This window comes from Novosphingobium gossypii (genome assembly GCF_050433305.1).
In the GTDB taxonomy this organism is placed as follows: domain Bacteria; phylum Pseudomonadota; class Alphaproteobacteria; order Sphingomonadales; family Sphingomonadaceae; genus Novosphingobium; species Novosphingobium gossypii.
In genome coordinates, this window is sequence record NZ_JBNPXM010000004.1 from 227,155 (window position 1) to 253,430 (window position 26,276).

The 26,276-nt window shown below is 63.1% G+C and carries 27 protein-coding genes; 10 read left to right on the forward strand and 17 right to left on the reverse strand.

Annotated features, from left to right (window positions below):
• Positions 1-2: 2 nt before the first annotated feature.
• The 4 genes from GGR40_RS10350 (at position 3) to GGR40_RS10365 (ending at position 5,450) form a co-directional block, all read left to right on the forward strand.
• Positions 3-752 carry an SDR family NAD(P)-dependent oxidoreductase gene (locus GGR40_RS10350; RefSeq protein ID WP_429276158.1) on the forward strand — a complete coding sequence of 250 codons (750 nt, stop codon included), beginning with the start codon at positions 3-5 and terminating at the stop codon, positions 750-752.
• 13 nt (positions 753-765) lie between these two features.
• Complete coding sequence (locus tag GGR40_RS10355; RefSeq protein ID WP_429276159.1) at positions 766-1,644, forward strand: rhamnogalacturonan acetylesterase; 879 nt, start codon at positions 766-768, stop codon at positions 1,642-1,644.
• Between the two features lie 100 nt (positions 1,645-1,744).
• Positions 1,745-4,612, forward strand: a complete 2,868-nt coding sequence (locus GGR40_RS10360) for a TonB-dependent receptor (RefSeq protein ID WP_429276160.1) — start codon at positions 1,745-1,747, stop codon at positions 4,610-4,612.
• Positions 4,613-4,709: 97 nt separating this feature from the next.
• Positions 4,710-5,450 carry a FadR/GntR family transcriptional regulator gene (locus GGR40_RS10365; RefSeq protein WP_429276161.1) on the forward strand — a complete coding sequence of 247 codons (741 nt, stop codon included), beginning with the start codon at positions 4,710-4,712 and terminating at the stop codon, positions 5,448-5,450.
• Between the two features lie 343 nt (positions 5,451-5,793).
• On the opposite strand, the gene GGR40_RS10370 is transcribed toward GGR40_RS10365, so the two are convergent.
• The 4 genes from GGR40_RS10370 to GGR40_RS10385 form a co-directional block, all read right to left on the reverse strand.
• Positions 5,794-6,018 (reverse strand): hypothetical protein, encoded by a 225-nt coding sequence (locus GGR40_RS10370; RefSeq protein WP_429276162.1) that lies wholly within the window; start codon positions 6,016-6,018, stop codon positions 5,794-5,796.
• The gene (locus tag GGR40_RS10375) at positions 6,015-6,191 is read right to left on the reverse strand and encodes a hypothetical protein (protein ID WP_429276163.1); all 177 of its coding nucleotides are present in this window, start codon (positions 6,189-6,191) and stop codon (positions 6,015-6,017) included. The genes GGR40_RS10370 and GGR40_RS10375 overlap by 4 nt, the downstream gene beginning before the upstream one ends.
• Positions 6,192-6,421: 230 nt before the next feature.
• Positions 6,422-7,054 (reverse strand): reactive chlorine resistance membrane protein RclC, encoded by a 633-nt coding sequence (rclC, locus tag GGR40_RS10380; RefSeq protein WP_429276164.1) that lies wholly within the window; start codon positions 7,052-7,054, stop codon positions 6,422-6,424.
• A gap of 16 nt (positions 7,055-7,070) precedes the next feature.
• The gene (locus tag GGR40_RS10385) at positions 7,071-7,505 is read right to left on the reverse strand and encodes a carboxymuconolactone decarboxylase family protein (RefSeq protein WP_429276165.1); all 435 of its coding nucleotides are present in this window, start codon (positions 7,503-7,505) and stop codon (positions 7,071-7,073) included.
• A gap of 12 nt (positions 7,506-7,517) precedes the next feature.
• Between GGR40_RS10385 and GGR40_RS10390 the strand changes: the two genes are divergently transcribed.
• Complete coding sequence (locus GGR40_RS10390; RefSeq protein WP_429276166.1) at positions 7,518-8,450, forward strand: cupin domain-containing protein; 933 nt, start codon at positions 7,518-7,520, stop codon at positions 8,448-8,450.
• A 24-nt stretch (positions 8,451-8,474) separates the two neighbouring features.
• On the opposite strand, the gene GGR40_RS10395 is transcribed toward GGR40_RS10390, so the two are convergent.
• The 6 genes from GGR40_RS10395 to GGR40_RS10420 all read right to left on the reverse strand — a co-directional run bounded on the left by GGR40_RS10395 (position 8,475) and on the right by GGR40_RS10420 (position 12,937).
• Complete coding sequence (locus GGR40_RS10395; protein WP_429276167.1) at positions 8,475-8,825, reverse strand: putative quinol monooxygenase; 351 nt, start codon at positions 8,823-8,825, stop codon at positions 8,475-8,477.
• Entirely contained in the window at positions 8,822-9,913 is a 1,092-nt protein-coding gene (locus GGR40_RS10400; protein ID WP_429276168.1) for an alkene reductase, read from the reverse strand. The genes GGR40_RS10395 and GGR40_RS10400 overlap by 4 nt, the downstream gene beginning before the upstream one ends.
• 75 nt (positions 9,914-9,988) lie before the next feature.
• Positions 9,989-10,603 carry an NADPH-dependent F420 reductase gene (locus GGR40_RS10405; protein ID WP_429276169.1) on the reverse strand — a complete coding sequence of 205 codons (615 nt, stop codon included), beginning with the start codon at positions 10,601-10,603 and terminating at the stop codon, positions 9,989-9,991.
• 107 nt (positions 10,604-10,710) lie between these two features.
• Complete coding sequence (locus tag GGR40_RS10410; RefSeq protein ID WP_429276170.1) at positions 10,711-11,622, reverse strand: pirin family protein; 912 nt, start codon at positions 11,620-11,622, stop codon at positions 10,711-10,713.
• A gap of 71 nt (positions 11,623-11,693) precedes the next feature.
• Positions 11,694-12,296, reverse strand: coding sequence for an NADPH-dependent FMN reductase (locus tag GGR40_RS10415; protein ID WP_429276171.1), 603 nt, complete (start codon positions 12,294-12,296; stop codon positions 11,694-11,696).
• Positions 12,297-12,514: 218 nt separating this feature from the next.
• A complete protein-coding gene (locus tag GGR40_RS10420) occupies positions 12,515-12,937 on the reverse strand; it encodes a DoxX family protein (RefSeq protein ID WP_429276172.1) in 423 nt (140 codons plus the stop codon).
• 161 nt (positions 12,938-13,098) lie between these two features.
• Between GGR40_RS10420 and GGR40_RS10425 the strand changes: the two genes are divergently transcribed.
• The 4 genes from GGR40_RS10425 to GGR40_RS10440 all read left to right on the forward strand — a co-directional run bounded on the left by GGR40_RS10425 (position 13,099) and on the right by GGR40_RS10440 (position 16,279).
• Positions 13,099-13,971 carry a LysR family transcriptional regulator gene (locus GGR40_RS10425; protein WP_429276173.1) on the forward strand — a complete coding sequence of 291 codons (873 nt, stop codon included), beginning with the start codon at positions 13,099-13,101 and terminating at the stop codon, positions 13,969-13,971.
• A 137-nt stretch (positions 13,972-14,108) separates the two neighbouring features.
• Positions 14,109-14,537 (forward strand): DUF983 domain-containing protein, encoded by a 429-nt coding sequence (locus GGR40_RS10430; RefSeq protein ID WP_429276174.1) that lies wholly within the window; start codon positions 14,109-14,111, stop codon positions 14,535-14,537.
• Positions 14,537-14,848, forward strand: a complete 312-nt coding sequence (locus GGR40_RS10435) for a hypothetical protein (protein ID WP_429276175.1) — start codon at positions 14,537-14,539, stop codon at positions 14,846-14,848. Before GGR40_RS10430 ends, GGR40_RS10435 begins: the two co-directional genes overlap by 1 nt.
• A 57-nt stretch (positions 14,849-14,905) precedes the next feature.
• Positions 14,906-16,279, forward strand: coding sequence for an aminotransferase-like domain-containing protein (locus tag GGR40_RS10440; RefSeq protein ID WP_429276176.1), 1,374 nt, complete (start codon positions 14,906-14,908; stop codon positions 16,277-16,279).
• Between the two features lie 51 nt (positions 16,280-16,330).
• Here the strand turns inward: GGR40_RS10440 and GGR40_RS10445 are convergent, their stop codons facing one another.
• From GGR40_RS10445 to GGR40_RS10475, 7 genes are all read right to left on the reverse strand, one after another.
• Positions 16,331-17,221 carry a LysR family transcriptional regulator gene (locus GGR40_RS10445; RefSeq protein ID WP_429276177.1) on the reverse strand — a complete coding sequence of 297 codons (891 nt, stop codon included), beginning with the start codon at positions 17,219-17,221 and terminating at the stop codon, positions 16,331-16,333.
• A gap of 25 nt (positions 17,222-17,246) precedes the next feature.
• Complete coding sequence (locus GGR40_RS10450) at positions 17,247-17,432, reverse strand: hypothetical protein (protein ID WP_429276178.1); 186 nt, start codon at positions 17,430-17,432, stop codon at positions 17,247-17,249.
• Positions 17,425-17,757, reverse strand: coding sequence for a hypothetical protein (locus GGR40_RS10455; protein ID WP_429276179.1), 333 nt, complete (start codon positions 17,755-17,757; stop codon positions 17,425-17,427). Before GGR40_RS10455 ends, GGR40_RS10450 begins: the two co-directional genes overlap by 8 nt.
• A 45-nt stretch (positions 17,758-17,802) precedes the next feature.
• Positions 17,803-18,267, reverse strand: coding sequence for a nuclear transport factor 2 family protein (locus GGR40_RS10460; protein WP_429276180.1), 465 nt, complete (start codon positions 18,265-18,267; stop codon positions 17,803-17,805).
• Between the two features lie 77 nt (positions 18,268-18,344).
• Positions 18,345-18,893 carry a carboxymuconolactone decarboxylase family protein gene (locus tag GGR40_RS10465; RefSeq protein ID WP_429276181.1) on the reverse strand — a complete coding sequence of 183 codons (549 nt, stop codon included), beginning with the start codon at positions 18,891-18,893 and terminating at the stop codon, positions 18,345-18,347.
• Positions 18,894-19,141: 248 nt separating this feature from the next.
• Positions 19,142-21,211 carry an FAD-binding oxidoreductase gene (locus GGR40_RS10470; protein ID WP_429276182.1) on the reverse strand — a complete coding sequence of 690 codons (2,070 nt, stop codon included), beginning with the start codon at positions 21,209-21,211 and terminating at the stop codon, positions 19,142-19,144.
• Positions 21,212-21,276: 65 nt separating this feature from the next.
• Complete coding sequence (locus GGR40_RS10475) at positions 21,277-21,918, reverse strand: glutathione S-transferase family protein (protein WP_429276183.1); 642 nt, start codon at positions 21,916-21,918, stop codon at positions 21,277-21,279.
• Between the two features lie 266 nt (positions 21,919-22,184).
• Here GGR40_RS10475 and GGR40_RS10480 point away from each other — a divergent pair, with 266 nt between their 5' ends.
• Positions 22,185-26,273: a PAS domain-containing protein gene (locus GGR40_RS10480; protein ID WP_429276184.1), complete on the forward strand. Its 4,089-nt coding sequence runs from the start codon at positions 22,185-22,187 to the stop codon at positions 26,271-26,273.
• Positions 26,274-26,276 lie beyond the last annotated feature (3 nt).

Below are 26,276 nucleotides of genomic sequence, written 5' to 3' on the forward strand. Positions count from 1 at the left end.
CCATGCGTTTCAAGGACAAGACCGCCATCGTCACCGGCGGCGGCCGCGACATCGGCAAATCGGTATCGCAATACCTCGCTCGTGAGGGTGCGAAAGTCGTCATCAACTACCGCAGCAACCGCGAGGAGGCCGAGCGTACTCTTGCCGAGATCGAAGCCGAAGGCGGCACGGGCCTGATCCACCAGGCCGACGTCGCCAGTGCGCAGGACGTGGCGGGGCTGGTATCCGCCACCGTCGAGGCGTTCGGCGGCATCGATTTCGTCGTCAACCTCGCGGGTGGCATGGTCGCGCGCAAGACGCTGGCCGAGATGGACGAGGCGTTCTTCGACCATGTCATGGACCTCAACCTCAAGTCTGCGTTCCTGGTCACCAAGGCCGCGCTGCCGCACCTTTCCAAGGGTAGCGCGATCGTCAACGTCGCCTCGCTGGCGGGCCGTGACGGTGGTGGTCCGGGCGCTAGCATCTATGCCACGTCCAAGGGCGCGCTGATGACGCTGACGCGCAGCTGGGCGAAGGAGCTGGGACCGCAGGGCATCCGCGTCAATGCCGTGTGCCCGGGCCTGATCGGCACCAGCTTCCACGACATCTTCTCCAAGCCCGAGGGCCGCGCTGCCACGGCGAACAACACCCCGCTGCGCCGCGAAGGCCATCCTGACGAAGTGGCGACAGCCATCGGCTTCCTGCTGTCCGAAGAGGCCGCTTTCCTGACCGGGGTAAACCTCGACATCAACGGCGGACTGGCCTTTTCCTGAAGGGAACAAGAGGATGACGCGCAAGGCATGGGTGGTCGCGGCAATTTCTGTGGCCCTGCTGGGGACGGGTACAACCGCGCAGGACTCGAACACCAACAAGGGACGCACGGTGCGGACCGACGCGAAGAAGCTTGCGGTCGACAAGATCGTGCTGGTCGGCGATTCCACGATGGCGCCGATGAGCGGTTGGGCCTCGATGTTCTGCGCTCATCACGTGAAATCCTCTACGGCCTGCCTCAATCTGGGGCGCGGCGGACGCTCAACGCGCAGCTATCGGCAGGAGGGATCGTGGGATCTCGCCCTCGCCGAAGCAGGCGTGCCGGGCTACCGCCGCACGTTCGTGCTGATCCAGTTCGGCCATAACGACCAGTCCTCGGTCGCCGAGCGCTGGACCGAGATGGATACCGAGTTCCCCGCAAACCTGCGCCGCATGGTGGAGGAAGTCCGTCAGGCGGGCGGGGTGCCGGTACTGCTAACCCCGCTGACCCGGCGCGACTTCGTGAAGGGACGGCTGAACAACACGCTTGAACCATGGTCGGCTAAAGTCCGCGCAGTCGCTGCCGCGCTCAAGGTGCCGCTGGTTGACCTTAACGCGGCCAGTGCGGCGGTGGTGCAGGAGATGGGCCCGGTGCGATCGATGGCGCTGGCGCAAGCGGCACCGAGCGATGCCGAGCGACACCAGGCGGGTACCGGAACGACCCTGAAGGCACGTCCGGCTGCCGAGGCGCGGCTTCCCGATGTACCGACCACGCCTGACGGACCACGCGGCCAGTTCCAGCGCAAGTTCGACTACACGCACCTCGGCGAAGAGGGCGCTGAACTCTTCGCGGGTCTCGTCGCGCGCGATCTTGCGCGGGCTGTAGCGGAACTGCGCAGCCAGATTGTACCATGAATCCACAAAGATGTTCATACCAATTGGTATGAAATAATGGATTGACTAAAAAATAATAATTGGTCAGAAAATAATCAAAGACCAAAAGGGAAGAGGAATCATGATGTCGTGCCCTGTTCGCGGCCGCTCCCGCCGCACCATCCGTTTCTGCCTGCTGGCCGGTACCGCCTTCATCACTGCGCCCGCGCTGGGGCAGGAGGCGCAGCCAGTTGCTCCGCCGCAGGACTTCGACGGCGCCTCTGCGCAGGACATCATCGTCACCGGCCTTCGGGAAACACTCCAGACCTCCATCAACGAAAAGCGGCGCGAAACCGCGATCGTTGACTCGCTCTCGTCCACCGAGATCGGCGACCTCCCGGCGCTCTCGGTGGGCGAGGCGATCCAGACCATCACCGGCGCGACCACGCACCGGGAAAAAGGCGGCGCTTCGGAAATCTCGCTGCGCGGCCTGGGCTCGTTCCTCAGCAACACGACCTTCAACGGCCGTGATGCCTCCAACGGCAGCGGCGACCGTGCGGTGAACTTCAACCAGTTCCCGTCCGAGCTCATCAACGGCATCAAGATCTACAAGACCCAGCAGGCCGATCTTGTCGAAGGCGGTGTGGCGGGCACGATCGAACTGGGCACGATCCGTCCGCTCGCCTTCAAGAAGAGCCGAATCCAGCTGGACTTCAAGACAAACTACAGCCCCTATCAGGACCGCATCCGGGGGTCGAGCGCATGGGGCTGGCGCGGCACCGCCAGCTACGTCGACCAGTTCGATGCGGGCGCGCTGGGTGAAATCGGCATCGCGCTGGGCGTCCAGCGCAACAAGACCAACAACCCCGAAGAGACGTATGCCGCCAGTTCCACCTGGGTGGCGTGCAACCCCGGCATTTCGGTGCCGAACGGCAACTGTTCGGAAGTAAGCCGCGAACAGGCTGCCGCCGGAACCCCCTTCGCGCTCGTCCCGAACGCCGCGACGTACCGCCAGATCAGCGAGAGCGACAAGCGCGATGCGATCTTCGGCGCGGTCCAGTGGCGTCCCAGTTCGACACTCGAAATCAACCTCGACGTCCAGTATTCCAAGCGCAACTACGCCGAGGACCGACGCGATCTGAACCTGTCGGAAATGCGCTATGGCCTGAGCAACCTGGCCTACGACGAGAACGGCGTCATCACCCACCTCGAAGGGCGTACCTCGCTGGAAGCGGTGGGAACCCTGCTGGAGCGCGACGAGGAATACCGCGGCGGCGGATTCAACGTCGAATGGCGCCCGGCGGATCGGCTGACGATCAAGACCGATGCCTCTTACTCGCGCACCGTGCGCACCGACGTGGAGCGTTCGGTCCGCCTGCGCACCGACCCGCTAGACATCTATGGCAATCCCACCGCGATCAACAACCAGCGCGTCGGCTATATCTATGACGTGGCGCCGGGCAGCTATGCGCCCACCCTGACCATCGACCCGCGCTTCGACGTCAACGACCATGCGCTGTTCAGCGACGACGCCCGTCTGCGGCGCGACGAACTGCAACGCCGCAACCGGATCATCGCCGGGCGTCTGGATGCGACCTATGAGCTGGACGGGTTCCTGCGCAGCGTGGCGGCAGGTGCTCGCTGGACCGAGCAGACCTATTCGGACTACGACGACCGCGTCGAGATCACGCAGGACAGCCGCGCCATAGACCGCGATGTCAACCTGGCCTGCCGCACCGCCTTCCCGCAGAACGACTATCTTTCCAACGCGCCGGGCAACCAGCTGTCCAGCTGGGCGACGTTCGACCCGGTCTGCCAGTTCCAGGGCTATCTAGGGACCGAGGATCCCGGCCGCAATGCCGATGTCCGTTCGGTCGCCAACCGCGACGTCACCGAGCGCACTCTGGCGGCCTACCTGATGGCGAACTACGAGAGTGCGCTGGGCGACATGCCGATCCGCGGCAACTTCGGCGTGCGCGCGGTCCAGACGCGCGTGACTTCGAACGGGCTGCGCAGCGACCTCCAGGTCATCAACAACCCCGACGGCTCGATCCGCCTCGTCGACAGCGGCGTGTTCGATACGGTCACCATCAAGAGCAAATCGACCCGCCTGCTGCCCAGCATCAACGCGATCTTCGAACTGAAGCCCGATCTGCTGCTGCGCCTTGCCGGTTACCGCGCGATGTCGCGGCCCGCACCCAGCGCGCTCGGCGCAGGGCGGACGATCCAGCTGGAGGACGGCACCAACTTTTCCTCGGTCGCCGATGCGATCAGCCTCATCACCGCCAACGGCTCTCCGCGTCTGAAACCGCTGATGTCGTGGAACGCCGACGCCTCGCTCGAATACTATCTCAACAAGGACTCGCTGTTCTCGGCCACGGTATACTACAAGCAGTTCACCGGCGGCTTCATTCCGGTGGTGCTGAACGAAGATTACGCGATCGGCGGGCAGAACTATTCGATCCCCGTCGTCCAGACCCAGAACAGCAGCCGCAAGAGCCGGGTCTACGGCCTGGAAGTGACGCTGGCGAACCGCTTTTCCTGGTTGCCCGCGCCATTCGACGGGCTAGGCGGCAAGGTCAGCTACAACTACGCCAACTCGAACTTCAGGAACGAGGATATCCGCCTCGGCGCTCTCTACGATCCGGAAACCGGAGATACGACGCCGGGGATGATCCCGGCTGCGAACCTTTCGGGCTATTCCAGGCACGTGGTCTCGGGGCAACTGTACTATTCGCTCGGCAAGCTGAACCTTTCGGCGATCTACAACTATCGTTCGAAGTATTATCAGGACTTCGTCGGCGGGAATTCGCAGCTGCGCTACGTCCGCGGAAACCAGACGCTGGACCTGCGTGCCTCATACGACGTCACGCCCAACGTCCAGCTGCAGTTCCAGGCGGTGAACGTGTTCGACGAACCGAAGATCACCGACATGCCGGTTCAGGGCAGCATCCGGCAGTATCACTACTACGGTTCGCGCTACTTTCTGGGCGTGCGCGCCAAAATCTGATGGCGTAAATGGAAGGGCTGCAGGATTGGTCAGGCAATTGCCTAGCTTTGGCATGGAAGCTATGAGGCAGGCGTGACAACGAGAGAGAAGAATCGCCATGGCTGACAGGTTGTTCCAGGGCATTGCCGACCAGATCGTGGCCCTGATCGACGAAGGCGTATTCCCCCCCGGCACCCGCCTGCCCGGAGAGCGCGAATTGGCCGAGCGGTTCAACGTCAGCCGCGTGACCATCCGCGAGGCCGCGATTGCGCTGCAGGCGATCGGCGTGCTGCGGATCAAGACCGGCTCGGGCATCTACGTAACCGAGCGGGCCAACCGTGCCGACGACGTCCTGCCCGCCGTCAGCGCGCTGGAACTGACTGAGGCGCGCGCTTTGTTCGAGTCCGAGGCGGCGGCGCTTGCGGCCCCGGTGATCTCGACCGAGACGCTGGCGAAGCTGGACGAACTGCTCGCAGCGATGGCGGTGGAGCAGGACGATGTGCGCTCCACAGAGATCGACCGGGAATTCCACATGACGATCGCCTCGGCATCGGGCAATGGGGCGATCACGCATGTCATCCGCACCTTGTGGCGGCTGCGCACCGAATTGCCCGAAGTGCGCCACACGCACGAAAGCGTCTGCCATCATGACGGCATGACCCGGCAGGATGAGCACGCCGCCGTCGTCGAGGCGCTGCGCCGCCACGATCCGCAGGGCGCCCGCGTGGCGATGCGCCAGCACTTCCAGCGCCTGCTCGGCTCGATGCTGGACGCGACCGAGGAACACGCAATCTCGGAACTGCGCCGCAAGTCGCAGGAAAGCCGCGAACGCTTCCTGATGAGCGCCAAGATCGGCTGATAAAGCGGGCATATCGTCGCGTTCGACGAAGTACGGTGTGGTGCGCTGGACATGGTGGTCGGCAGCCGGCGGCAAATGTTGCGGCGGGTGCGCCTCCCCGGAGGATCGCGTGGCGATGCTGGCGCGTCGGCCGTCCGGCCCATTGGGTGACAGGGCAAGCGCGGTATTCAGCGCCGTCGGGATCGATAACGCGCATGTGGGCTGCAATCCCGGTTGCATGGGCCTCCAATTGTTGAGAGTGGAGCGGGCTTGAGGCCCTCGTCGATCAATTACGATCGTGCAGGCAACCTTCAGGGCGGATTAGTTGGGCTTCTGCATGTTGAAGACGGGTAGCTCGGCAGGATCAGAGCCGTCGCTCCTCAATGAACCGGAAGGCGTGGCGCGCTGCAACGACGCTCGCCTGAACGCCGGCGAGGATCATCCGGAACTCTTCAGGCGTCATACGCAACAAGTGCGGGGCGACGGCAATCGCGAGCGGACCAAGCCCGCGCATCCGCTGAGCCAAGGTCGAGAGCGGGCGCATTGGCCAGACCGGCGATGCAGCAAGGCGGAGGCCCAGAGCGTTCATGGCTGGCGCTTCGTGCTTGGCGACACCGGCAGCGCGCCGACGAGAGCGACACCAAGCAGGATCACCGCAAATATGAAGCCGATCGCATCAACCTCGAAAATCGCCGGCTGACCTTTGGTGTTCGTTCGCCATGGAGCGACCAACTCGCGATACTCCAGATTCAGATACGTCACGACCGGCCTCCTTTTCGAACGTCATCGCGAAAGGGCGATCTCGTTCTTGTTGAAGGGAATTTGGCGCACGGTTGGGGTGGCGACTAGACAGCCAGACTGCGTTGCGGGGTAGCTGAAAGTGGAACACCTTCGGGCCGATGCTGGGGTGCCAGCGATCGGAACCCGGCGTGGCGTGATCGGCGTGACTGTGGCTGATGCCAGATGGCATCAGCCACAGTCACTCACTGGGTTCACGCCGCCTTCAACTGGCCGGCTCTCGCTGGCGCTTGCGCGACCTCGGTCGATCCTTCGCCCTCCCGTAGAAGAGCTCGAGCTGTGTCGACGAGCACCAGCCATGCGCCCGCCAGCAGGGCAACATCCTTGAGCACCAGACGGCCCGCGCCAGATAGGTAGGGGAAGCCATGCTGGGCATCGCCTAAAGCCGCCACCCAGGCTTCAGGTGTGGTGAACAAGAACGATAGGGTCACGAACGGAGTGGCAAAGGCCAGGCCCGCACCAATCAGACCGGCCCTTCGCGAGAGCAGGCCTGCAAGCGTAAGGCCGCCAATGATAAGCTCAAGCGTGCCAAGGCCGGTTGAGAAGCCATAGGTGTTATTGGCGGTCTGCCAGGCGCGCTCGACAGGCTTCAATTCGCCCTCGTACGTGAAGTGCGCCTTATACTCTGCCGGGTGTTCATAGAAGAACGACATGACCGGGCTGTTGGCGACGAACGGCGTGATGCTGTCCGCCTCGTAGGGCACGAACTTCAGCGCTCCGATCCAAAGGAAGATGACCGCGATGGCGATCTTCATCGCGCCGATGCCGAGCCGGTTCGAGCGCGGGGCGGCGACGGCCGTAAGGGCGCTGCGAATGATGGCGTTCATGGCTCTATCCTTTCGGTCAGGCGACAGCGAACGCGTCGAGCGTCCGGGTCGAATAGACCAGCGCTGCGCCGGCATTGATGGCGGTGGCCACGCCGAGAGCCTCGGCAAGTTCGCCCTCGGTGACGCCGAGTTTCCTGGCTTCCGCGGCGTGAACGGTGATACAGCCGTCGCAACGCAGGCTGATCGCGACAGCAAGCGCGATCAGTTCCCGGGTCTTCGCATCTAGATGGCCGGTCTTGCCGCCAGCGCCACTTAGAGCCGCGTAGCCCTTGACGGTGTCGGGGCTAAGCTTGGCGATCTCGCCGACGCCGGCGACGACCTGGCCGCGATAGGTGTTCCAATCGAGCATAGACATTTTAGGTTCCTTCTTCGTGTTGATGGAGCCTATCTGGGTCGGAAATCCCTCTGGCGGCATGGCCACGCGGCGCATAGTCATGTCCAGGCGGATCAAAGGAGCGGCAAGGTGTCGGAGGAAGCGGCTGAACTGCTGCAGGCAATGGTGCCGCTGCTGCGGATTCGGCCTGAGATTGAGGATTTCTGCCGTTTTGGCGGCTCCTGGGCGTCTGCGCATGAGCCACGCGGCCCCGGATGGGCACAATTTCATATCGTCACGCGGGGCACTTGCGTGCTTGAGCGCCCCGGCCTTGGCGAACTGACGCTTGAAGCGGGTGACATCCTGCTGCTGCCGCACGGGGACAGTCACGTTGTGCGCAGCAAGGTAAGGGGCGTTTTGCGGCCGATCGCCAGCGACTACCGTAACGGTGTGCGCGACAAAGCCACGGTCGGCGTGGAGGCGGATACCGAGCTGCTCTGCGGGCGATTGCTGTTCGACGCGGGGGACGGCAATCCGCTGCTTGCAGCGCTGCCCGACGAGATCGTGATCCGGACGGCGGGTGAGCCGCTGATGGAGCGGTTTCGTCGGCTGCTGACCGACATTCGCGACGAGCTGGACGGGGCGTTGGCGGGTTCCACCATGATCGCGGCCGACTTTGCCCGTGCGCTGTTCGTGATGATGTTGCGCGACTACCTTGCGCAGTCGCCGGGCGGGGATGCGAAGCTGTCGTTACTGCGCGACCGGACGACGGCGAGAGTGGTACTGGCGATGTTGTCGGACCTCACACGCAACTGGTCGCTTGACGAGCTGGCGGCGATCGGCGTGACCTCGCGCGCCACGTTGGTACGCTGCTTTCGTCAGCATAGCGGGCAGGCGCCAGGGGAGTTTCTATCAGACCTGCGGCTCGCCGTTGCGCGTCAGCGCCTGGCCGGTACGACGGACTCCGTAGCGCAGATTGCCGCGGAAGTAGGCTATGGGTCGGAAGGCGCGTTAAGCAAGGCGATCCTGAGACGATATGGTGTACGGCCGGGGGCCATGCGTGTGGCAGAAGCGACTGCATAGCGCACCAGCCAATCCAGGTAGGTGCTATTTCGCCATGCGCAGAAAGGGTGTGTAGAAGGTCACGTCGAAGCCTTCAACCGATGCGCGAAGAGTGGAATCGGCGTGGGTCAAAACATCCGCTCGCATGTCGCCGATCGCGAGCATGGCAGCGACATTTTCTCCCATGTTGGCCAAGTGCTCGAGCCGCGCTTCGAGGCTGACAAACTCTTCGTAGAAGACCGCTTCGGAACCATCACCGCTCACGAAAATATCGAAACGAACGGTGCCGGTATCTTTTTCCCGGGTCAGCCGGATCATGTCCTCGGCGATGCGCTTGAACTCCTCGCTCTTACCGCGGTGAATGGCGAAGCGGACTACGGCCTGGAAGCGGTTCATGCCGACATTCCCTCCTGCTGGGCCTTCAGGGTCGGGAAGTCCGTGTAGCCCGCTTCGGGGCCTTCGGGCTGGTTACCAAAGAAGACGCCATGGTCGGCCGAATTGAGCGGCGCGTCCGAGAGCACACGTTCGATGAAGTCCGGATTGGCAAGCATGTGGGCGCCGTAGGACTCAAGGTCGGCCAGCCCTGACGCAATGTCCTTGCCGATATCTTCCCGGGGCCGTGCGGGACGGTTGAGGATGATCGCCCGGTTCCAGATCCTGCGGAAGTCATGCAGGATTTCGTCTGCGCCGTAATGGACGATGTGGATGTAGGCGAGGCCGAGCTTGTCCAGTTCGGCTACCAGATAGCGGAACAGGTCCGGCCCTTCAGGGCCGACGTTCAGGCCGAAGCCAGCGAAGCCGGGCGAGAGCCTGATGCCGGTCCGGTCGGCACCGATGCCGGCGATGACGGCCTGGGCGACCTCGATCGCGAAGCGAGCGCGGTTTTCGATCGATCCGCCGTAACGATCGGTGCGCGTGTTGGCGCTGCTCGCAAGGAATTGATGGATAAGGTAGGCAACCCCGTGGATCTCGACGCCATCGGCCCCGGACTCGATCGCGCGCCCGGCGCTGTATGCATAATCCGCGACCGTTGCAGCCACTTCCTCGGTCGTCAGAGCGCGGGGGACCGGAATGTCCTTCATGCCGCCCAGTGTATAGATTTGTTCACCCGGTGCGATTGCGGAGGGCGCAACCCCTTGCCGGTGATGTGGCGTATTGTCGGGATGCGACATGCGCCCCGCGTGCATGAGCTGATGGAAGACATGGCCGCCACGGGCATGAATGGCTTCATTCACCTCGTGCCATCCTGCAACATGGGCATCGGTGTAGATGCCGGGGGTCATGGGATAGCCCTGTCCATCGTCGGACGGCTGCGTTCCTTCGGTGATCGTAAGGCCCACGCCTGCGCGCTGGCCGTAATATGTAGCGGCAAGCGGTCCCGGCGTACCGTCCGCGTTCGCGCGGGCGCGGGTCATCGGCGCCATGACGAAGCGGTTCTGAAGCTCAATCCTTCCGAGCGTGAACGGGGAATGGATGTCGGTCATCGAGGTAATTCCATCATCTTGCGTACGAACAACGGCTCGGCCCGCGCAGATGGCTTACCGTCTGCGCGGGGCTGCTCAGAAGGGCAGCGGGCTGTCGATCTTCACGAGGTCATGGGCGATGAGCGGACCGCCGGGGGACTGGAACAGGCGGCTGCCATGTTCCACGTCGCCCAGGTCCAGACCGAAGAAACCGAGCTGATCGATCAGTCTGGCAACCTCGGCCTTCGCACCCTGGTCGTCGCCGGCATAGAAAAGGACACGTCGCCCGCCATCCGCGTCTGGAGCCTTCTCCAGATTCATGAAGAAGTGGTGGTTGAACGCCTTCACGACGCGGGCGCCTGGCGCCCACTCCTGAACGATCGCGGTGGAGGCACGCCCGCCGATATCGATCGGCGGCAGCGGCGGCTTCTGCATGTTGTTGTTGGTGTCGATGAGAATGCGACCGTTCCAGTCAAGCCCTGCAAGTGCGCTCTGCAGCTTGGGCCAGTTCACGGACACGAACACGATGTCCTTGGCCGCCGCTTCCTCGCGGGTGCCTGCCGTGATAGACGGTCCCGCCCTGGCGACGAGGTCTGCGAGCGTTTCCGGGCCGCGGCTGTTGGCGATCGTTGCCGGGATGCCTTTGGCGCCAAGACGCTGGGCGATGGCCCCGCCGATCATTCCGGTGCCGATGATTCCAATGGTTGCCATAAGTATCTCCAAGTTCATGTTACAAAGAGGGAAGCAGCCAGCGCCGGGGGCAGACCCTGGCTGTGGTGTGGGTAGGTCGAGGGGCCGCTAAAAGGAGGAAGCCCGGTTCAGCCGCGGTAGATGGGGGTCGAACCGGATGCGCGCTGGCGGTCGCCGAGCGAGAAAAGCTGATCCTTGAGCACCTGGATGTTGCGCTCGCCCGTTGCCAGTCCTTCGGCCGTGGCATGCACCGAGTAGTAGCCAAGGTGCAGGTCGTGCGGCGACGGGATTGCCGAACCGAGGACGAACGTCGCCCCGTCCGGCCCACTCTGCAACGCGATCACCCCATCCTCTTCGGAGAAGATCAGCAATTCGCCAGTGGAGGCAGATGCAGGGCCCACTAGGCTGCCCTTCGACAGAGCCAGCCAACTGACGGTGTGTCCGGTGGGCGGCGCGTAGTCCCATCGCTGACCCGGGGCCAGGGTCACGAGCAGGTAATTGATGCCTGCCGGAGCCCTGACCGGACTGGTGACACCGCCATGCGTACCGACGATGACATGGGCCGGACCGACCTGATGCATGTCGGACGCTTCGACATATTGGCTATCGACCGGAGCCAGCTCCAGCTCGGCGGGCAGCGACAACCAGAGCTGGAAACCATGAATGCGCTCGGACTTGCCGGAGGACAGTTCCTTACCGTGCCAGACACCGCCACCCGCGCGCATCCATTCAACGCCGCCGTAGCCGATATAGCCCGAACCGGCCTCGGGATCGTCGAAGTGCACGTCGCCACGGGTGAAGACGGTGACGGTGCCGATGCCGGAATGGGGATGCATGCCGCCTGCGGACGCGAATTCGCTCATCACGCCGCCGAAGCTGTCGAGGAACACGAATGGCTTGAGTTGTTCGCCCAGATCGCTTGGGCTCATGAGGCGGAACACCTCGCCATGACCGCGGCCTGCGGTGCGGTAAATGACTTCCCGACCGCTGGGGGCGATGGCCGTGCTCTTGGCTGCGCGAGTGACGTCGATGGTGGACACGAGCTTTCTCCTCCGGAGCGCCAACGCGGGCACCCCGTTATGATGTTACGATGAAGGTCGAGATTGTGCGGTCAGGCCGCTTCGGTGCGAGCGGCCATGGTGGCTTTGGCCCACCACGCCAGCTCGTCGAGGGCAGTGGCAGCGGACGGCAGGAGATTCCGCTCGATCGTCTCGATCGGCTGGTTGCCGACAGCCGGGAAGACCGTGAAGAAGTCGCTACCACCGATATGCACGGCCGTACGGGTTGAAACCATGTGCATTTCGATGCCGATGAGGCGCAGATGCTCGATCGCGCGGGCCGCGCCCACGCCGCCATAGCCGATCGCGGTGAAGGGCTTGTGGCTCCATTCCGTGTAGGCATGGTCGAGCGCATTCTTGAGCGCGCCAGTGAGCGAGTGATTATATTCGGCGACCACGAAGATGAAGCCGTCGAAGCGGGCGAGGGTCTGCTGCCAGCGGACCGCTTCCGGGCTCTGGCTCGGCACGAAGGCGCTTGATGCAACCTCGTCGAAGAAGGGCAGGTTGAAATCGCGCAGGTCGATCAACTCGACATCCAGATCCTCACGGGCCTGGGCCTGCTTGAGCATCCATTGTGCGGGCATATCGGCGAAACGCGCAACGCGCGTGGAGCCGATGATGAGGGCGATCCTGGGCTTGGCGGTGGCAGTCGACATGGGATGTTCCTTCGCTTTGTGGGGGACAGTGCCGGGGCAATCTCGTTCTTGCTGAAGGCAATCTGGCGCACCGAAAGAGTCGCCACTAGACAGCCAGATCGTTCTGCGGGGTCGCACTTTGAGGAACACTTGGCGCGGCGAATGCTCCAGAAGACGTAACAAAGCCGGGCACACGGAACCGCGTGCCCGGCTTGAAGCGCCGACTTGCGAGTGGGGAGTTAGGCGTTGGCGAGCCCGTTCGGGTAGGCGTGGCGGCTACTCAGATACGCGTCCAGGCTGAAGGCGCCGGCGCCGAAGCTGACGATCTGCAGCAGCCCGCCTGTCATCATCACGTTCTTGAAGAAGTGGACGAAGGTATTCTGATCGGCAAGATTGCTGTGGAAGTAGAAGGCCGTGACGATCGAAAAGATGGCGAGCAGGGCGGCGGCGGGGCGAACCTTGTAGCCAACGACCAGCAGCGCACCACCGACGATCTCGAGTGCAATCGCGCCGATCGCGGCAAGAGGAGGAACCGGCAGGCCGACCGCGCCGATCATGGCGACCGTCGCGCCAAAAGTTGTAGCCTTGCCGAGACCGAAGAGAATGAACGGAAGACCGATCAGAACCCGACCAGCGAAAGGGGCATAACGAACGTCATTCATGAGACATCTCCTGTTTGCAGCAGGATGATTGGTCATCCGCTCGGCCTGGAGATGCGGCAACCCCTGGCTCGCCACTAGACACCGAAGATGCTACCCGGTGTCGCGATTGAAGGAACACCCAGCGACGGCAGGGACGTCGTTGCCGCCGACGGGAGAAGGGCGTGGAAATCGAGGATCTCAGGATGTTCGTCGAGGTCGCGGATGCGGGTGGGATCAACTCCGCAGCGCGTCGGCTTGGGCTGGCGAAGTCGATCGTCAGCCGCCGCTTGCTGCGGCTCGAACAGGAGTTGGGCGCAGAGCTTTTGGCCCGCACGACACGCGGCGCCGTGCTCACTGAAGCGGGCCTGTCGTTCCGAGACCAGGCAGCCGACATCTGCGCAAAGATCGACGCGGCACGGGAGGAAATGTCCCCCAACGGCGACCTCCGTGGGTTGTTGCGGATTGCGGGACCGGCATCGGTCGGCGCGTTCTTCGCCACAGCGCTGGCAGATTTTGCCCGCAGGCACCCGGCCTTGAATGTCCACACCCGCTTTTCCGATCAATATGTCGATCTTGCGGCCGAAGGTTTCGACTGCGCCATTCGGGTCGGCTACATGCCGGATTCCAATCTCATCGCACGCAAGATTGGATCGCTTCCAATGCGGCTCTATGCCAGCCCCGCCTACATCGCGGAGGATGGCGCGCCGCAGTACCCCAGCGATATCCTGAAGCATTCAGCGGTCACTGCCGGCACCGGCACTTGGGTATTCAGCGATGGCGATCAAAGCTTCACCGTGCATCCGCAGGGCAGGTTCAAGGCAGACAACGCCTATGTCCTCGCCGAAGCAGCGGCTGCGGGCCTCGGTGTCCTTGCCATGGGGGAGATGATTGCTGGACCCTATGTCGAGGCAGGGAAGCTCGTTCCCATCATGACGGGATTCACGTTGCCGGACGTCGGCATTTTCATCGTGCGGCCTCCAAGCCAGCATGTGCCGCGCAAGGTTCGTGTGCTGACCGACCTGCTTGCAGAGAGGTTCTCGGGCGGGCACCCGTAATATCGTTGTCACTGGCCCCTACCTCGTCCCCCGGAGCTTCGGGCACCTCATCCGATTTCGTATCCATACATGGATATTTACATTCCATACACTTTCTCTTATGTATGGGTCATCAGAAGCGACTCGGGTGGCATACGATGGCCGAGATCAAAGATGACGGTAAACTTGCGTGGATCCTGCGGAGCGGCTGGAAAGGCTGCTGCCCGCGCTGCGGCAAAGGGCGGATGTTCGCTTCCTGGCTGAAGATCGCCCCTGAATGTGGTGAATGCGGCCTCGATTATCGGTTCGCCAGTCCGGATGACGGGCCAGCCTTTTTTTCCCTGTGCATCGTTGCCTTTCCGCTGACTTTTCTGGTGGTCTGGTTCCAGGTGGCAGTAGAGCCGCCGATGTGGGTGCACCTGTTCACCTCGGTTCCGCTCATGATGGCAGGGTGCCTGTTGCCGCTACGTCCGATCAAGGGCTGGCTTGTCGCCTCGCAATACGTCAACCGCGCGCAGGAAGCCGGGACGGAGAAGCTCTGGGCCCGGCTTCACAATCAGGCGTCTGGCAACGCATTCGGCGACTGATGAGTAATCCCACTCTCGTCAAAGCGCGTCAGGTCGCTGCGGCGCATTTCCAAGATGCGGGCCGGGACGATCTGGCGCGTATGATCCTTGCCGGGGATCTGGACGATCTTCCCGAGCTAGCGATCGCATCTCGTGCGTTGCGCGATCTTGCCCCCATGATCGAGCGGTTCGAACGTGCCCTTGCCGCCTATGCCGACGAAGATTTTTGGGGCGATGGCGAATGCTACTCTGCGCTTGCTTTCCACGACCAGGGCAAGATAGCGCGGGCAGCGCTCTCGGGCGAAGACATCCTCGTTTATACTGCAGGCTAAACAGTCCATTTCCACTCTGTATGGACGCAGAGTAACTTCGTCTGTACGGAAAGATCCATGCAAAGCTGGATACCGGACATCTCGGGCAGTCAAAGCCCCAAATATCTCGCCATCGCGGAGGCGCTGCTGCGAGATGTGGAGGCGAGTAAACTGGTCCCTGGAATGAGATTACCGCCGCAGCGGACGCTGGCTGACGCGCTCGGCGTAGATCTTACGACCATCACCCGGGCTTATGGGGAAGCGCAGCGCCTTGGTCTTATCGAAAGTGATGGGCGCCGTGGCAGCTTCGTGCGGGAGCGGCGCACTTCGGAAATCAGACCGCAACGCGTCGATTCCGGGATGAATGCGCCGCCGGAGCTTGCCGGGGGGCTTCTTTCGGCTGAATTCCGGCGATCAACAGACCAACTGCTCGGCGCCAGCGACGCGCTCGCTCTTCAATATCAGCCGCGCGGTGGGATGCCGGCAGCGCGGGAGGCGGGCGCGCGTCTTCTCTCCGGGCGGGGCATGGACTGCTTGGATGACAGCATAGTCGTCACCGCTGGGGGGCAGCATGCGCTGCATGCGATCTTCAGCGCAGAACTCCGGCCAGGCGATGTCCTGGCCGTGCCGCCATTCGTCTACCCGGGCCTTCTTGCACTGGCGCGCCGGTTTGGCGTTGCTTTGCGCGTGCTGCCGCTTGAGCGAGACGGGATTGATCCTGAGGCGCTCGACGATTTGTGCAAGCACCAACCGGTCCGCGGCCTCTATCTGGTGCCGACCAACGATAATCCCACAACGGTGACGACGAGCCTCGCCAAGCGGCAGGCGATCGCGCAGGTCGCGGAAAGGCATGGTCTGCTCATCATCGAGGACGACGCTTACGGCTTCCTGCCGGACGATCCGCTGCCACCGATCGCGTCCATGGCAGCAGAGCGTACCTGGCACATCGCAAGCGTATCGAAAATTCTTTCGCCGGGGCTGCGGGTGGCCTGGTTGCGTGCGCCGGGAGTAGCTCAGGCTTGGCGCCTGGCAGCCGACCTTCACGAAACCGCCGTCATGGCTCCCCCGCTCAACGCGGCGATTGTAAGCCAATGGGTGAACAATGCGCTGTTCCCGCGGCTTGTCGATGAAGTGCGACGTGAAGCCCACTGGCGGCAGCAGCTTGTTGCCAGGATCCTACCGCCTTCTGCCTTCTGGTCTCAGCAGCACGGCTACCATCTGTGGGTGCCTCTCGAGACGAAGGAAGACGAGAGGCAGGTTGCGGACGCCCTGCAACCTCACGGTCTCTCCGTGATCGGCAGTTCCGCCTTCGCGGCGGTATCCGAAGACCCTGCAGCAGCTGTACGGGTTTCGTTGGGCGGCACGCTTGAGCGCGACCAGTTGGGACGTGCTCTCCGGCTCTTGGGCGCGCTCCTGGAAGCAGGCGGCACGCAGAAGATGTCGATAGTCTGATCCCTCAAGGGCGATGCTTTCGGGGCTGCTCCAGGCGGCGCGTCGTTGCCGCTAGTTCAGCAGCCGGTTTTCGCGCAGCCGGGAGACGGCCAGGTCGACGAACGCGCGAACTTTGGCGGGCGCGTGACGACCTTCGGGGTAGAGGACATGGATGGGGAGCGGCGGCTCCTCATGATCTGCCAGAACGATCTGGAGATCGCCGGCGATCAGCGCCGGGCCGATCTGGTAATGAACGACCCGCGTCAGCCCCCAGCCTTTCTTCGCCGTGGCGATCGCGGCTTCGTTGGTATTGCATTGAAGGGTTGCGTCGATCGTCACCCGCTGGTCACCTGCGAAGCGCCATTCGGGAGAAGCCCAGGCGCTCGTAGAGGCAGCGACACGATGGCCTTTCAGGTCCGCCGGCGTGCAGGGCACACCATGCTTCTCGAAATAGGCGGGCGAGCCGCATATGACCCGGCGCACCGAACCGACTTTGATCGCGGTGAAGCCGGAATCCGGCAGGTGCCCGATGCGGACTGCGACATCGACGCCTTCCTCGACGATGTTGACGGGGCGATCGACGAAAAACGTCCTGCCGCTCATGGTGGGGTAGGTGTCGAGATATTCGGTCATGACCGGAAGCACATACATCTGGCCGAACATCGCCGATGCAGTGACGGCAAGCGTCCCCGCAGGCGTCGCATAAGAGCCTGCTGCGGCGGCCTCGGCCTCGGCAATATCGGCGAGAATGCGCCGGCAATCGTCGAAGTAGCGGGTGCCGGCCTCGGTCATCTTCACCGACCGAGTGGTGCGGACGAACAGGCGCGCGCCGATCAGATCCTCGAGCGATGCCACGGCGCGGGTCACGGCTGGCGCGCTCATGTGCATGAGACGCGCCGTTTCCGCGAAGCTTTCCGTTTCTGCCACTTTCGCGAAAATCCGCATTGCTTGCCATCGATCCATCCGCGACCTCTTCTCGCACCGTATTTCAGATCATCTGCATCAAGGTTGCCGCGTCATCGGCCAGTCCCTCCCGCAGCATGTGACCGTAGTAATCGCAATCCTGACCGTTCAACCTCAGCCTGTCGAGAAATCCTGCAAGGATGGTTGCAATGGACCGCAGTACGGAGGTCGGCGTCGGTCGGGCGGAGAGTGTGGGCGCAATACTAGCCATGACCGTTCGCCTCCCCAGCGGACGCATGGGCAACCGCGATGCCTTCGATCTCCCGGTAAGCCTCTTCATCGAAGCCGGCCTGTATTGCGCGCGCCCGGACTTCGCGATAGTCGCTGCGCTTGACGGCAAGAGCCAATTCAAGGGCTCGGGCGCCGCGCACGTCGAAGCTCCGCCCGGCACGCGCGGCGTCGATCTCTGCCCCGCACAGGCCGATCTCTGTGGCGGCATCGGCCTGCTGGCGGATCAGCGCGGGCGCGCCGCGCTCGCCCGCTAGAGCAATCTCGATCAACAGGCGCGTTCGCGGGTCGAGTTTGGAGATTTGCATTGTGGAATCCTCGGGCGGGGACGACGTTAGACGCACCTGCGCGGACTAGAAGCCGAAATCGCTGAGACCGGGGTGGTCGTCGGGACGTCGGCCAAGCGGCCAGCGAAACTTGCGATCTTCCTCGCGGATCAGATGCTCGTTGATGCTGGCGTGGCGGTGCGCCATCAGGCCGTCCTCTGCGAACTCCCAGTTTTCGTTGCCAAAGGCGCGGAACCACTGACCACCGTCGTCGCGATATTCATAGGCATAGCGGACGGCGATCCGGTTGCCGGTAAAGGCCCACAGCTCCTTGATGAGGCGGTAGTCCAGCTCCTTGTTCCACTTGCGAGTGAGAAACGCCTGCGCTTCCTCGCGGTTGGTGGCGAACTCGACGCGGTTACGCCAGCGCGTGTCGAGGGTATAGGCAAGAGCCACTTTCGCCGGATCGCGGCTGTTCCAGCCATCCTCGGCCAAACGCACCTTCTTTATGGCACTTTCGTGCGTGAACGGGGGTAAAGGGGGGCGGCTCATGGGGAAATCCTCTCTGGCATGCTATTGGAACAGGGGGGCGGGCGGCCGGGGGGGGGCAGTGGCCGCCCGCCGCTACGTCAGGCTGCTAGGCGATCGACCCGGGGGAAGTCGATCTCCGTACCAAGCGCCTCGTTGACGTAGTTCGTGAAGGTGTTGAGCGCGACGTGCGCAATGATCTCGAGGATTTCGGCGTCGCTGTAACCGGCGGCGCGGACCTTCTCGACCTCGGACGGTGCAACCGAACCGCGCGCTGCGGTCAGTGCCTGGGCGAACACCACGGCGGCGGCGGCCTTGGGGTCGCTCGACGTGCCCGCACGTGCGGCGGCGATCTCGGCGTCATCGAGCTTGGCGAAGCGCGAACCGGTGAAGGTGTGAGCCGACAGGCAATAATCGCAGCCATTGGCTTCTGCCATCGTCAGCGCGAGACGCTCGCGCGTTGCGACGGACAGCTTGCCCTTGCCGAGCGCTCCCTGAAAACCGGCGAGCGCGTTGAGCGCAACCGGGCTGGTCGCAACCAGCCGGAAGATGTTCGGCACGGCGCCGAGCTGCTTCTGGACGGTTTCGAGGATGGGACGCGATGCCTCGGGTGCATCGTCGATCGTGGCGGGGGTCGGGATCAGGGACATGCTATTCAACTCCTGGAAGGCGGGATGCCTTCGATAAGTGGAAGATGGGGCATTGCCGGGCGGGTATGAATGTCGAAAAGCCGGAAGGGATTGTTCCACTTGATGATGTAAATGCCGCAGCGAACACCCCGATCATGTAGCTTTGCCCATCCTCTCGTCCTCTCGTTCTCGATCGCAGGCATCTGACTTACAGGATCGTGACAGGAGCGGGGTAATACACGCCAGCCCGGTTCACGGCGCTTGCCCGCTCACAGCTCCAGTTGGATGCGATCTTCTTCGGCCGACTGCTGCTCGGCGGGTACCGCGCTGCAGATCAGCACCTCATCATCGGCGAGGCTCACGCCCGGCTGGCGGATGTGGGTGACGGCCCCGCGCAAGAGCCTGGTCTTGCAGGTTCCGCATGTGCCTTCACGGCAACTGAATTCAGGCGACAAGCCCCGTGCCTCGGCAAGATCCAGAAGCGTGCCCGACTTCGGCGTCCAGCGCGCCTCCTTGGCAGATCCCATGAAAGCGACGGCCACCGGCTTCGTCGAGACAGGCCGCATCGGCGCCTGCGCGGACGCCCCAATATCGGGTGTACGAACCAGGGAAGACGGGCCGAACGCTTCGGCGTGAATGCGGGCGTCGGCGATGTTCAGCGCGCGCAGGCCGTCATAGAGGCTCTGGGTGAAGGCCGCGGGGCCGCACAGATAGAAATCATAATCGTTGAATGGCAGGAAGCGGGTTAGCAAGGCCATGTCGATCCGGCCGGCGGCTTCGTAATCAATGCCTTCAGCGGCATTCGTGATGTCGCTGAGCACCCGGACGACCTTCACGGCATCGAAGGAGTTTTCAGCCAGCGTTGCCAACTCGGAGCCGAACGGGCGTTCCGCCCTGGTCCGGGCAGCATGGAAAAGGTATGTCGGGCGGACCCGCTGTTTGCGGACGCCCTCGTAGACGACGTGGCGCAGCATCGCGAGCATCGGCGTGATGCCGACCCCGCCCGCGAGCAATACCGCAGGGCGCGTGGCACGCGCGTCGATTGTGAAGTTGCCGGCGGGCGCGCGCGCCTCGATCACGTCGCCGACGGCGATGCTATCATGCAGATAGCGTGAGACGGCACCTTCGCGCTTGATGCTGAGGCGATAGAACCCGTCGGAGGGGGCGGCGGACAGTGTGTAGGTCCGGATGACCGGCTTGTCGTCACCGGGTAGCGTCACGCGGATCGGAAGATGCTGTCCCGCTTCATGAGGCAGCAGGCCTGCGCCGTCATCGGGCTGCAGGTGAAAGGATCGGATCGAACTGCTCTCGTCCACGACCTTCGTCACCTTCAGCGAACGCCACCGGCTCGACAGCTCGGCCGCGCGGAGGCGATTGGCGGCTTCGTCCCAATCCCCGGTCATCAGCGAACTGGGCGACCAGGGCTCCGCTTGCATGGCCCAGCGCAGGGCGAGCGCGCCGCATCGGCGCACGATCGTCTCCGCGTTGAACGTCCAGAGCCGCTCCGTGCCCTGAAATGCAGCGATCTCGGGACTGTCGAAGATCACTTCGGCTGTGCCCGTCATCTGGAGCACGTCGCCGCTCGCGTAATCAACGAACAGCAATCCGGCTTTGCCATTGAGCAGGATGTTGCCGAGCGTGTTGAAGAACAGGTTGCCGTCGAAATCGGGAATGGTGAGCGTGCCATCGTCGGCGATGCGGACGAACCCGGCCTTGCCGCCGCGATGCGAGACATCGACCTGCCGACGGTCGTCGCGTTCGGCGTAGGAGGCGACGAAGAAGCTGTCTGCGCCCCCGATCATGGCCCGGGCGCGAGCATCAAGCGCGGTCAGCGCCTCTACGTCGCCGAGATAGGGCGTGCCGGGATCGCGGGCGTAGCTGAAATCGCGAAGCTGAATGTAGCGCGGGCAATTGCCGAAACTCTGATCGACGTCGATCCGGAAACCGTTTGTGGCCTCGCCCACGACACCGTTCATGCGGTTTCGCCGGCGCGTGTGCATCTCGATGCCGAGCAGCCCGATCGGCTTGCCCGGTGCGATCCCGGAAGCGGCGGGATCGGTCGGGTCCGCAGTGGCGCCGATCCTGAGCGTGGTTGCATCAGGCGAGCTGATGAACCCGGAGCCTCCCTCCAGAAACGTCGCCCAGGGTGCGCCCGCCTCATCGACGCTGCCGAGCACGATGAACGGGAGCTTCGCGTAAAACTCGCGGTGCTGATCGGGCATGTAGTCACGGATGACTCGCTGACCGACCGACGCCATGCGCTCTGCGACGCCGACCTTCTCCTGGATGAAGCGCTCGCCCTCATGCCAGACAGGGAGCTTTGTAAAGTTTGACGTCATCGTTTTCGTGCCTCTGCTGGGGGCTGGCGGGCGCGCCATGGCGGAGCGCCCGCTGTCGGCGGCGATTACGCCGTCAGGCCGACTGGAGTCTTGGCGAAGGGCACGAAGCCCGGCAGCGCTTCGACCCGGCGCAGGAAGGCGTTCACGTTCGGGTAGCCCGAAAGATCGACATTGCCCTCCGGCGCACGTGCGACATAGCTGTAGATGGCGACGTCGGCGATCGTGGGCTGCGAGCCGACCAGCCAGTCAGCCTCTTCCAGACTAGCTTCCAGACGGCCGAGCAGGGTATGAGCGCGAGCGATCACTTCGTCTGCGTTGAACCTGGCGCCGAACACCGTGATGAGCCGGGCTGCCGCCGGGCCATAGGCAACCTCGCCCGCAGCAACCGAAAGCCAGCGCTGAACGGCAGCGGCCCCGCGCGGATCTTCGGGAAGCCAGTCCGTGCGGCCGGCCTTCTTGGCGAGGTAGACGAGGATGGCGTTCGAGTCCGCAATGACCGTGCCGTCATCTTCCAGCACGGGGACCTGACCGAACGGATTGAGAGCGAGAAACGCAGGCTGCTTGTGCGCGCCGGCCTTGAGGTCGACTTCGACCAGCTCATGGGGAACGTCGAGCAGCGAGGCGAGCAGCACGGCGCGGTGCGAGTGGCCCGACAGAGGGTGATGATGAAGTTTCATGGCGAGATCCTGCTTGATGGTCGGGTCCATTCCCGATCCGCAGCGCCATTGTGTCTCGATACTAAACCGACGATAACGACACGCCTGTGCACTTCATTGTTCCGCGCAATGTAATGATGAGCGCCATCGCGCTCGTCACCATATTCTCGGCACGGCAGGCGAGAATTCATTAATTATGTGCGAGGCAGATGCCGCAGGTGTAAGCTCCGATGAGGGCGTTCGCAAGCGAGTCGAACAGGGCAACGATTTGCCTCCGGGAAGCATTCCATCCCTCAGGCAACAGGAGCCTACGTCCATTGGGAGAGAACTACCTCAGCGCAGACGATATGATCGTTACCGACCGATTGCGCGAAAGGGTTGGCCGTGCGCCGGACCACGCGACGGAAAATCGCGTTCTCGAAGCATTGGCAAAAGAGCTGGCGGAGCATCCGGAGAACCTGCTTCAGAAGCTGGCTGAGACGATTGTCGACCTGGGTATTGGCGATTCTGCTGGCATCAGCATCGAAGAGATGGCGCAAATCCGGCAGTTCCGATGGGTAGCGCTTGCCGGTGTCTGGGGCCATCTGCGCGGCAGCACCATCCCCTTCGACGCCAGCCCTTGTGGATTGGCGGTCCGGCGCGATGAACTGCTGCTGATCGAAAGCCCGGAGAGATTCTTTGCGGAAGCGCAGGTCCATCCCCTTATCCACGAAGGGCTCTTGTTGCCGTTCCATATAGACGGCCGGCCAGTCGGCACGCTCTGGGTGAACGCGCATAACCCGACACGAAAGTTCGACGCGGAGGACGCCCGACTGCTCAAGAGCCTTGCCCGCTTCGCCGCGGCAGGCTTCCGGACTGTGCAGGCGCTGAACGAAGCACAAGCGGGCAAGGACCAACTCGAGCAGCGCGTTGCAATGCAGGTCGCCGAGCTACAGGCCAGCGAGGAGAAGTACCGGACGCTCTTTGAGAATATGGGCCAGGGCTATGTTCTGGGGCAGGTGATCCGTGACGAGAACGGCCGGGCAATGGATCTGCGCTATCTGGAATTGAACCCCGCCTTCGAGCGCTTGTCGGGCATACCCGTGGTGCAGGCGCAAGGACGCACGGTTCGCGAGGTGTACGGGGGGGTGGAGCCCGAGTGGCTCGAAGTGGCCGATCGCGTGGCGCGCCTGAAAATCCCCGAGCGGGTCGAGTACGAGATTGGCGCAATCGGGCGCTGGTTCCAGACGCACTTCTACCCCGCTGAGGGCGACCGCTACCTTGGGCTCTACGAAGACGTGACGGACCGCAAGCGAGCCGAAGCGGCGTTGCGCGAGAATGGGGAGAGACAGGCGTTCCTGCTCAAGCTGAGCGACGCTTTGCGCCCGCTGGAAGATCCGGTCGAAGTGCAGGCCGTTGCATCGGCCCTGTTGGGAGAACATCTGGGCGTGTCGCTCGCTTACTACGTCGCATACGATGCGGCCAGGCGTGAAGCGACCATAGAGCGCAGCTATGCCGCCAACGGCGCATCGAGCGTGGTTGGACGCTACCGCCACGAGCAACTCTCGACAGTGCTCGATTATATGGAGGAACACGACGAGTGGATTGTGGCCGATGTAGCCGAGGTTGCGCTGCCTCAGGGTGAGCGCGAAATCCTGATCGAGCGCAAAGTCATCGCCTGGATTCAGGCCGTGATCCGCAAGCAGGGCGATCTGCGCGCAGTGTTCTGTGTCGGACAGGATCGGCCGCGCCTTTGGACCAAAGCGGAGGTCGCCCTCGTCACCGAAACAGCCGAGCGCACCTGGGCGGCAGTCGAACGGGCCCGGGCCGAGGCAACGCTGCGTGAGCGCGAGGCCGATCTCACACGAGTGCAACGGATCGGTGAAGTGGGCGGACTTGATATCGATGTCGCTCATGGCCTGCGCAGCATTCGCTCACCCGAGTATCTACGCCTTCATGGATTGCCTCAGGACAGCCGTGAAGAAAGCCACGCAGATTGGCTGGCGAGGCTGCACCCCGAAGATCGCGACGATGCCGAGGGGGCCCTTTTCGCAGCAATGGAAGGAGCTGCCTCCAGCTACGACAGCGAGTATCGCATCGTCCGCCCATCGGACGGAGCGGTACGCTGGATCCACGCGCGCGCCGATATCGAGCGCAATGCAAGCGGCAAGGCAGTGCGGCTGGTGGGTGCGCACACCGACGTGACAGAGCATAAGCAATCGACCGAGGCCCTGCGGGAAAGCGAAGCGCGCCTGGCAGCCGCCTTTCAAAGCGTCCCTGTGGGGGTTGCCGTAATCGACATGTCGGGCCGCGCCCTTCTGTCGAACGCCGAGTATCGTCGCTTTCTGCCCAACGGCATCATGCCGTTGCGCGACGCGCAGAATGTCGCGCGGTGGCAAGCCTGGGATGAGCAGGGCAGGTCAATAGAGCCCAACGATTGGCCAAGCGCCCGGGCATTGCGAGGCGAGACTGTCGTGCCCGGTCAGGAGATGCTGTTCACCGGCGACGACGGACGTGCAATCTGGACTAACGTGGCCACAGCCCCTACGCGCAACAGCGACGGCAACGTGACCGGCATTGTATCCGTGATCAGTGACATCGACTTGGCCAAACGGGCGCAGGACGCGCTGGGCGAAAGTGCGGAGCGGCTGAGCCTGGCAATTGAAATCGGCGCGCTGGCGAGCTGGGACTGGGATTTGCGGTCGGATGAAGTGAAATGGAACGATCGCCATTTTCTCACCCAGGGCTACTCTCCCGGCGAGGTGACTCCCAGCTTCGAAGCCTGGTCCGCACGCGTACATCCGGAGGACCGCGCCGAAACGATCGCGCTGATCCATCGAGCGCGTGATCACAGAGAGACCTATGTCCATGATTTCCGCTCGCTGCATCCCGATGGCGAAATCCGCTGGTGCTCGGCACGGGGAAGCTTCTTCTATGACGACCGCGGCGCACCTTGTCGCATGATCGGCGTGATGGAGGATATCACCGATCGCAAGCTGGCTGAGGATGCGATCAGGGACAGTGAGGAACGGTTCCGGCAGTTTGCTCAGGCATCGTCGGCTGCCCTCTGGATCCGCCATGCTGACACGCTCAAAATGGAATATGTCAGCCCGGCCGTCGCCAGAATCTATGGCGTCGAGCCCGATACCTTCCTTGGTGATGTGAAGAAATGGGCAGCCACGATAGTGCCCGAGGATCGCAGCGCTGCTCTCGAACATATCGAGCAGGCTCGGCATGGTGACGCGGTCGTGCACGAATTCCGCATTCAACGTCCTTCCGACGGCGCCTTCCGCTGGATACGCAATACTGACTTTCCCCTAGCTGGAAACGGCCATGTCACCCGCATCGGCGGCATCGCCGAGGATATCACCGATGCGAAACTGGCGGTCGAGCATCAAGGTGTGCTGCTTGCCGAACTTCAGCACCGCGTGCGAAACATCATGGCGATCCTGCGGTCGATCGCCGCGCGGACAGCCGATGGCGCGGGCAGCGTCGAAGAATACGCGCAGCTGATCGCCGGGCGGCTGAACACCTTCGCGCGGGTTCAGGCTCTTCTTACACGAGCCGCCAATGTCGGCGTGGGGATGGAGACCATCGTCAACGACGAACTACGAGCCCTTGCGGCACATAGGGATCAGTTCGAAGCACATGGTCCCGACGTGGAACTGGCTCCCAAGGCGGCCGAAACGATGACGCTGGCGGTGCATGAGCTTGCCACCAACGCGCTGAAATATGGCGCGCTCTCGGTTCCGGATGGGAAGGTGCTCGTCCGCTGGGAAATCGTGGTCCGGCATGGCCACCAGTGGCTCAGCTTCGATTGGAACGAGAGCGGCGCACCTGCGCCACTGCCATCTGCCAGGCCCCGGCGCGCAGGTTTCGGCAGCGAGCTGATTGAGGCCAGGATTCCCTATGAACTGAAAGGTCGGGGCAAGGTACGGATCGAGGAAGGTGGCGCGCAGTGTCACCTCGAATTTCCCTTGCAGGAAGGCGCCAGCATCCTTGAAACCGGGGCGCCGCAACCAACGACCGTATTTGGTGGAGCCATCGACATGACCAGGCAAGCTGATCTGACCGGCCAACGCATCCTCATCGTGGAGGATGACTATTATCTTGCGTCGGACTCCGCACGGGCCCTCCGAGGAGCAGGTGCGGAGGTCATAGGTCCTTGCCCGACTGAAGCGGCAGCTCGTGTCGAGATGGCCGCCACGGAGCCGACCTGTGCCATACTCGACATCAATTTGAGAGGTGGTAGATCTTTCGACCTGGCCGGCGACTTCATGCGCGACGATGTGCCCTTCCTGTTCATCGCGGGCTACGACCAGGAGGTGATCCCTGACCGGTTTGAAGGGATCACCCGTTTGCAGAAGCCTGTCGAGTTCAGACACATCGTCGAAGCGCTCATCGATACGCTTGCCTTAAGGCGTTAGAAG

Excerpts from the sequence above, each read along its gene's own strand:
- GGR40_RS10350 (WP_429276158.1), top strand. The coding sequence starts at position 3 with ATGCGTTTCAAGGACAAGACCGCCATCGTCACCGGCGGCGGCCGCGAC.
- GGR40_RS10355 (WP_429276159.1), top strand. The coding sequence starts at position 766 with ATGACGCGCAAGGCATGGGTGGTCGCGGCAATTTCTGTGGCCCTGCTG.
- GGR40_RS10360 (WP_429276160.1), top strand. The coding sequence starts at position 1,745 with ATGATGTCGTGCCCTGTTCGCGGCCGCTCCCGCCGCACCATCCGTTTC.
- GGR40_RS10365 (WP_429276161.1), top strand. The coding sequence starts at position 4,710 with ATGGCTGACAGGTTGTTCCAGGGCATTGCCGACCAGATCGTGGCCCTG.
- GGR40_RS10370 (WP_429276162.1), bottom strand. The coding sequence starts at position 6,018 with ATGAACGCTCTGGGCCTCCGCCTTGCTGCATCGCCGGTCTGGCCAATG.
- rclC (WP_429276164.1), bottom strand. The coding sequence starts at position 7,054 with ATGAACGCCATCATTCGCAGCGCCCTTACGGCCGTCGCCGCCCCGCGC.
- GGR40_RS10395 (WP_429276167.1), bottom strand. The coding sequence starts at position 8,825 with ATGAACCGCTTCCAGGCCGTAGTCCGCTTCGCCATTCACCGCGGTAAG.
- GGR40_RS10400 (WP_429276168.1), bottom strand. The coding sequence starts at position 9,913 with ATGACCGACATCCATTCCCCGTTCACGCTCGGAAGGATTGAGCTTCAG.
- GGR40_RS10405 (WP_429276169.1), bottom strand. The coding sequence starts at position 10,603 with ATGGCAACCATTGGAATCATCGGCACCGGAATGATCGGCGGGGCCATC.
- GGR40_RS10415 (WP_429276171.1), bottom strand. The coding sequence starts at position 12,296 with ATGTCGACTGCCACCGCCAAGCCCAGGATCGCCCTCATCATCGGCTCC.
- GGR40_RS10420 (WP_429276172.1), bottom strand. The coding sequence starts at position 12,937 with ATGAATGACGTTCGTTATGCCCCTTTCGCTGGTCGGGTTCTGATCGGT.
- GGR40_RS10430 (WP_429276174.1), top strand. The coding sequence starts at position 14,109 with ATGGCCGAGATCAAAGATGACGGTAAACTTGCGTGGATCCTGCGGAGC.
- GGR40_RS10435 (WP_429276175.1), top strand. The coding sequence starts at position 14,537 with ATGAGTAATCCCACTCTCGTCAAAGCGCGTCAGGTCGCTGCGGCGCAT.
- GGR40_RS10440 (WP_429276176.1), top strand. The coding sequence starts at position 14,906 with ATGCAAAGCTGGATACCGGACATCTCGGGCAGTCAAAGCCCCAAATAT.
- GGR40_RS10445 (WP_429276177.1), bottom strand. The coding sequence starts at position 17,221 with ATGGATCGATGGCAAGCAATGCGGATTTTCGCGAAAGTGGCAGAAACG.
- GGR40_RS10450 (WP_429276178.1), bottom strand. The coding sequence starts at position 17,432 with ATGGCTAGTATTGCGCCCACACTCTCCGCCCGACCGACGCCGACCTCC.
- GGR40_RS10455 (WP_429276179.1), bottom strand. The coding sequence starts at position 17,757 with ATGCAAATCTCCAAACTCGACCCGCGAACGCGCCTGTTGATCGAGATT.
- GGR40_RS10460 (WP_429276180.1), bottom strand. The coding sequence starts at position 18,267 with ATGAGCCGCCCCCCTTTACCCCCGTTCACGCACGAAAGTGCCATAAAG.
- GGR40_RS10465 (WP_429276181.1), bottom strand. The coding sequence starts at position 18,893 with ATGTCCCTGATCCCGACCCCCGCCACGATCGACGATGCACCCGAGGCA.
- GGR40_RS10470 (WP_429276182.1), bottom strand. The coding sequence starts at position 21,211 with ATGACGTCAAACTTTACAAAGCTCCCTGTCTGGCATGAGGGCGAGCGC.
- GGR40_RS10475 (WP_429276183.1), bottom strand. The coding sequence starts at position 21,918 with ATGGACCCGACCATCAAGCAGGATCTCGCCATGAAACTTCATCATCAC.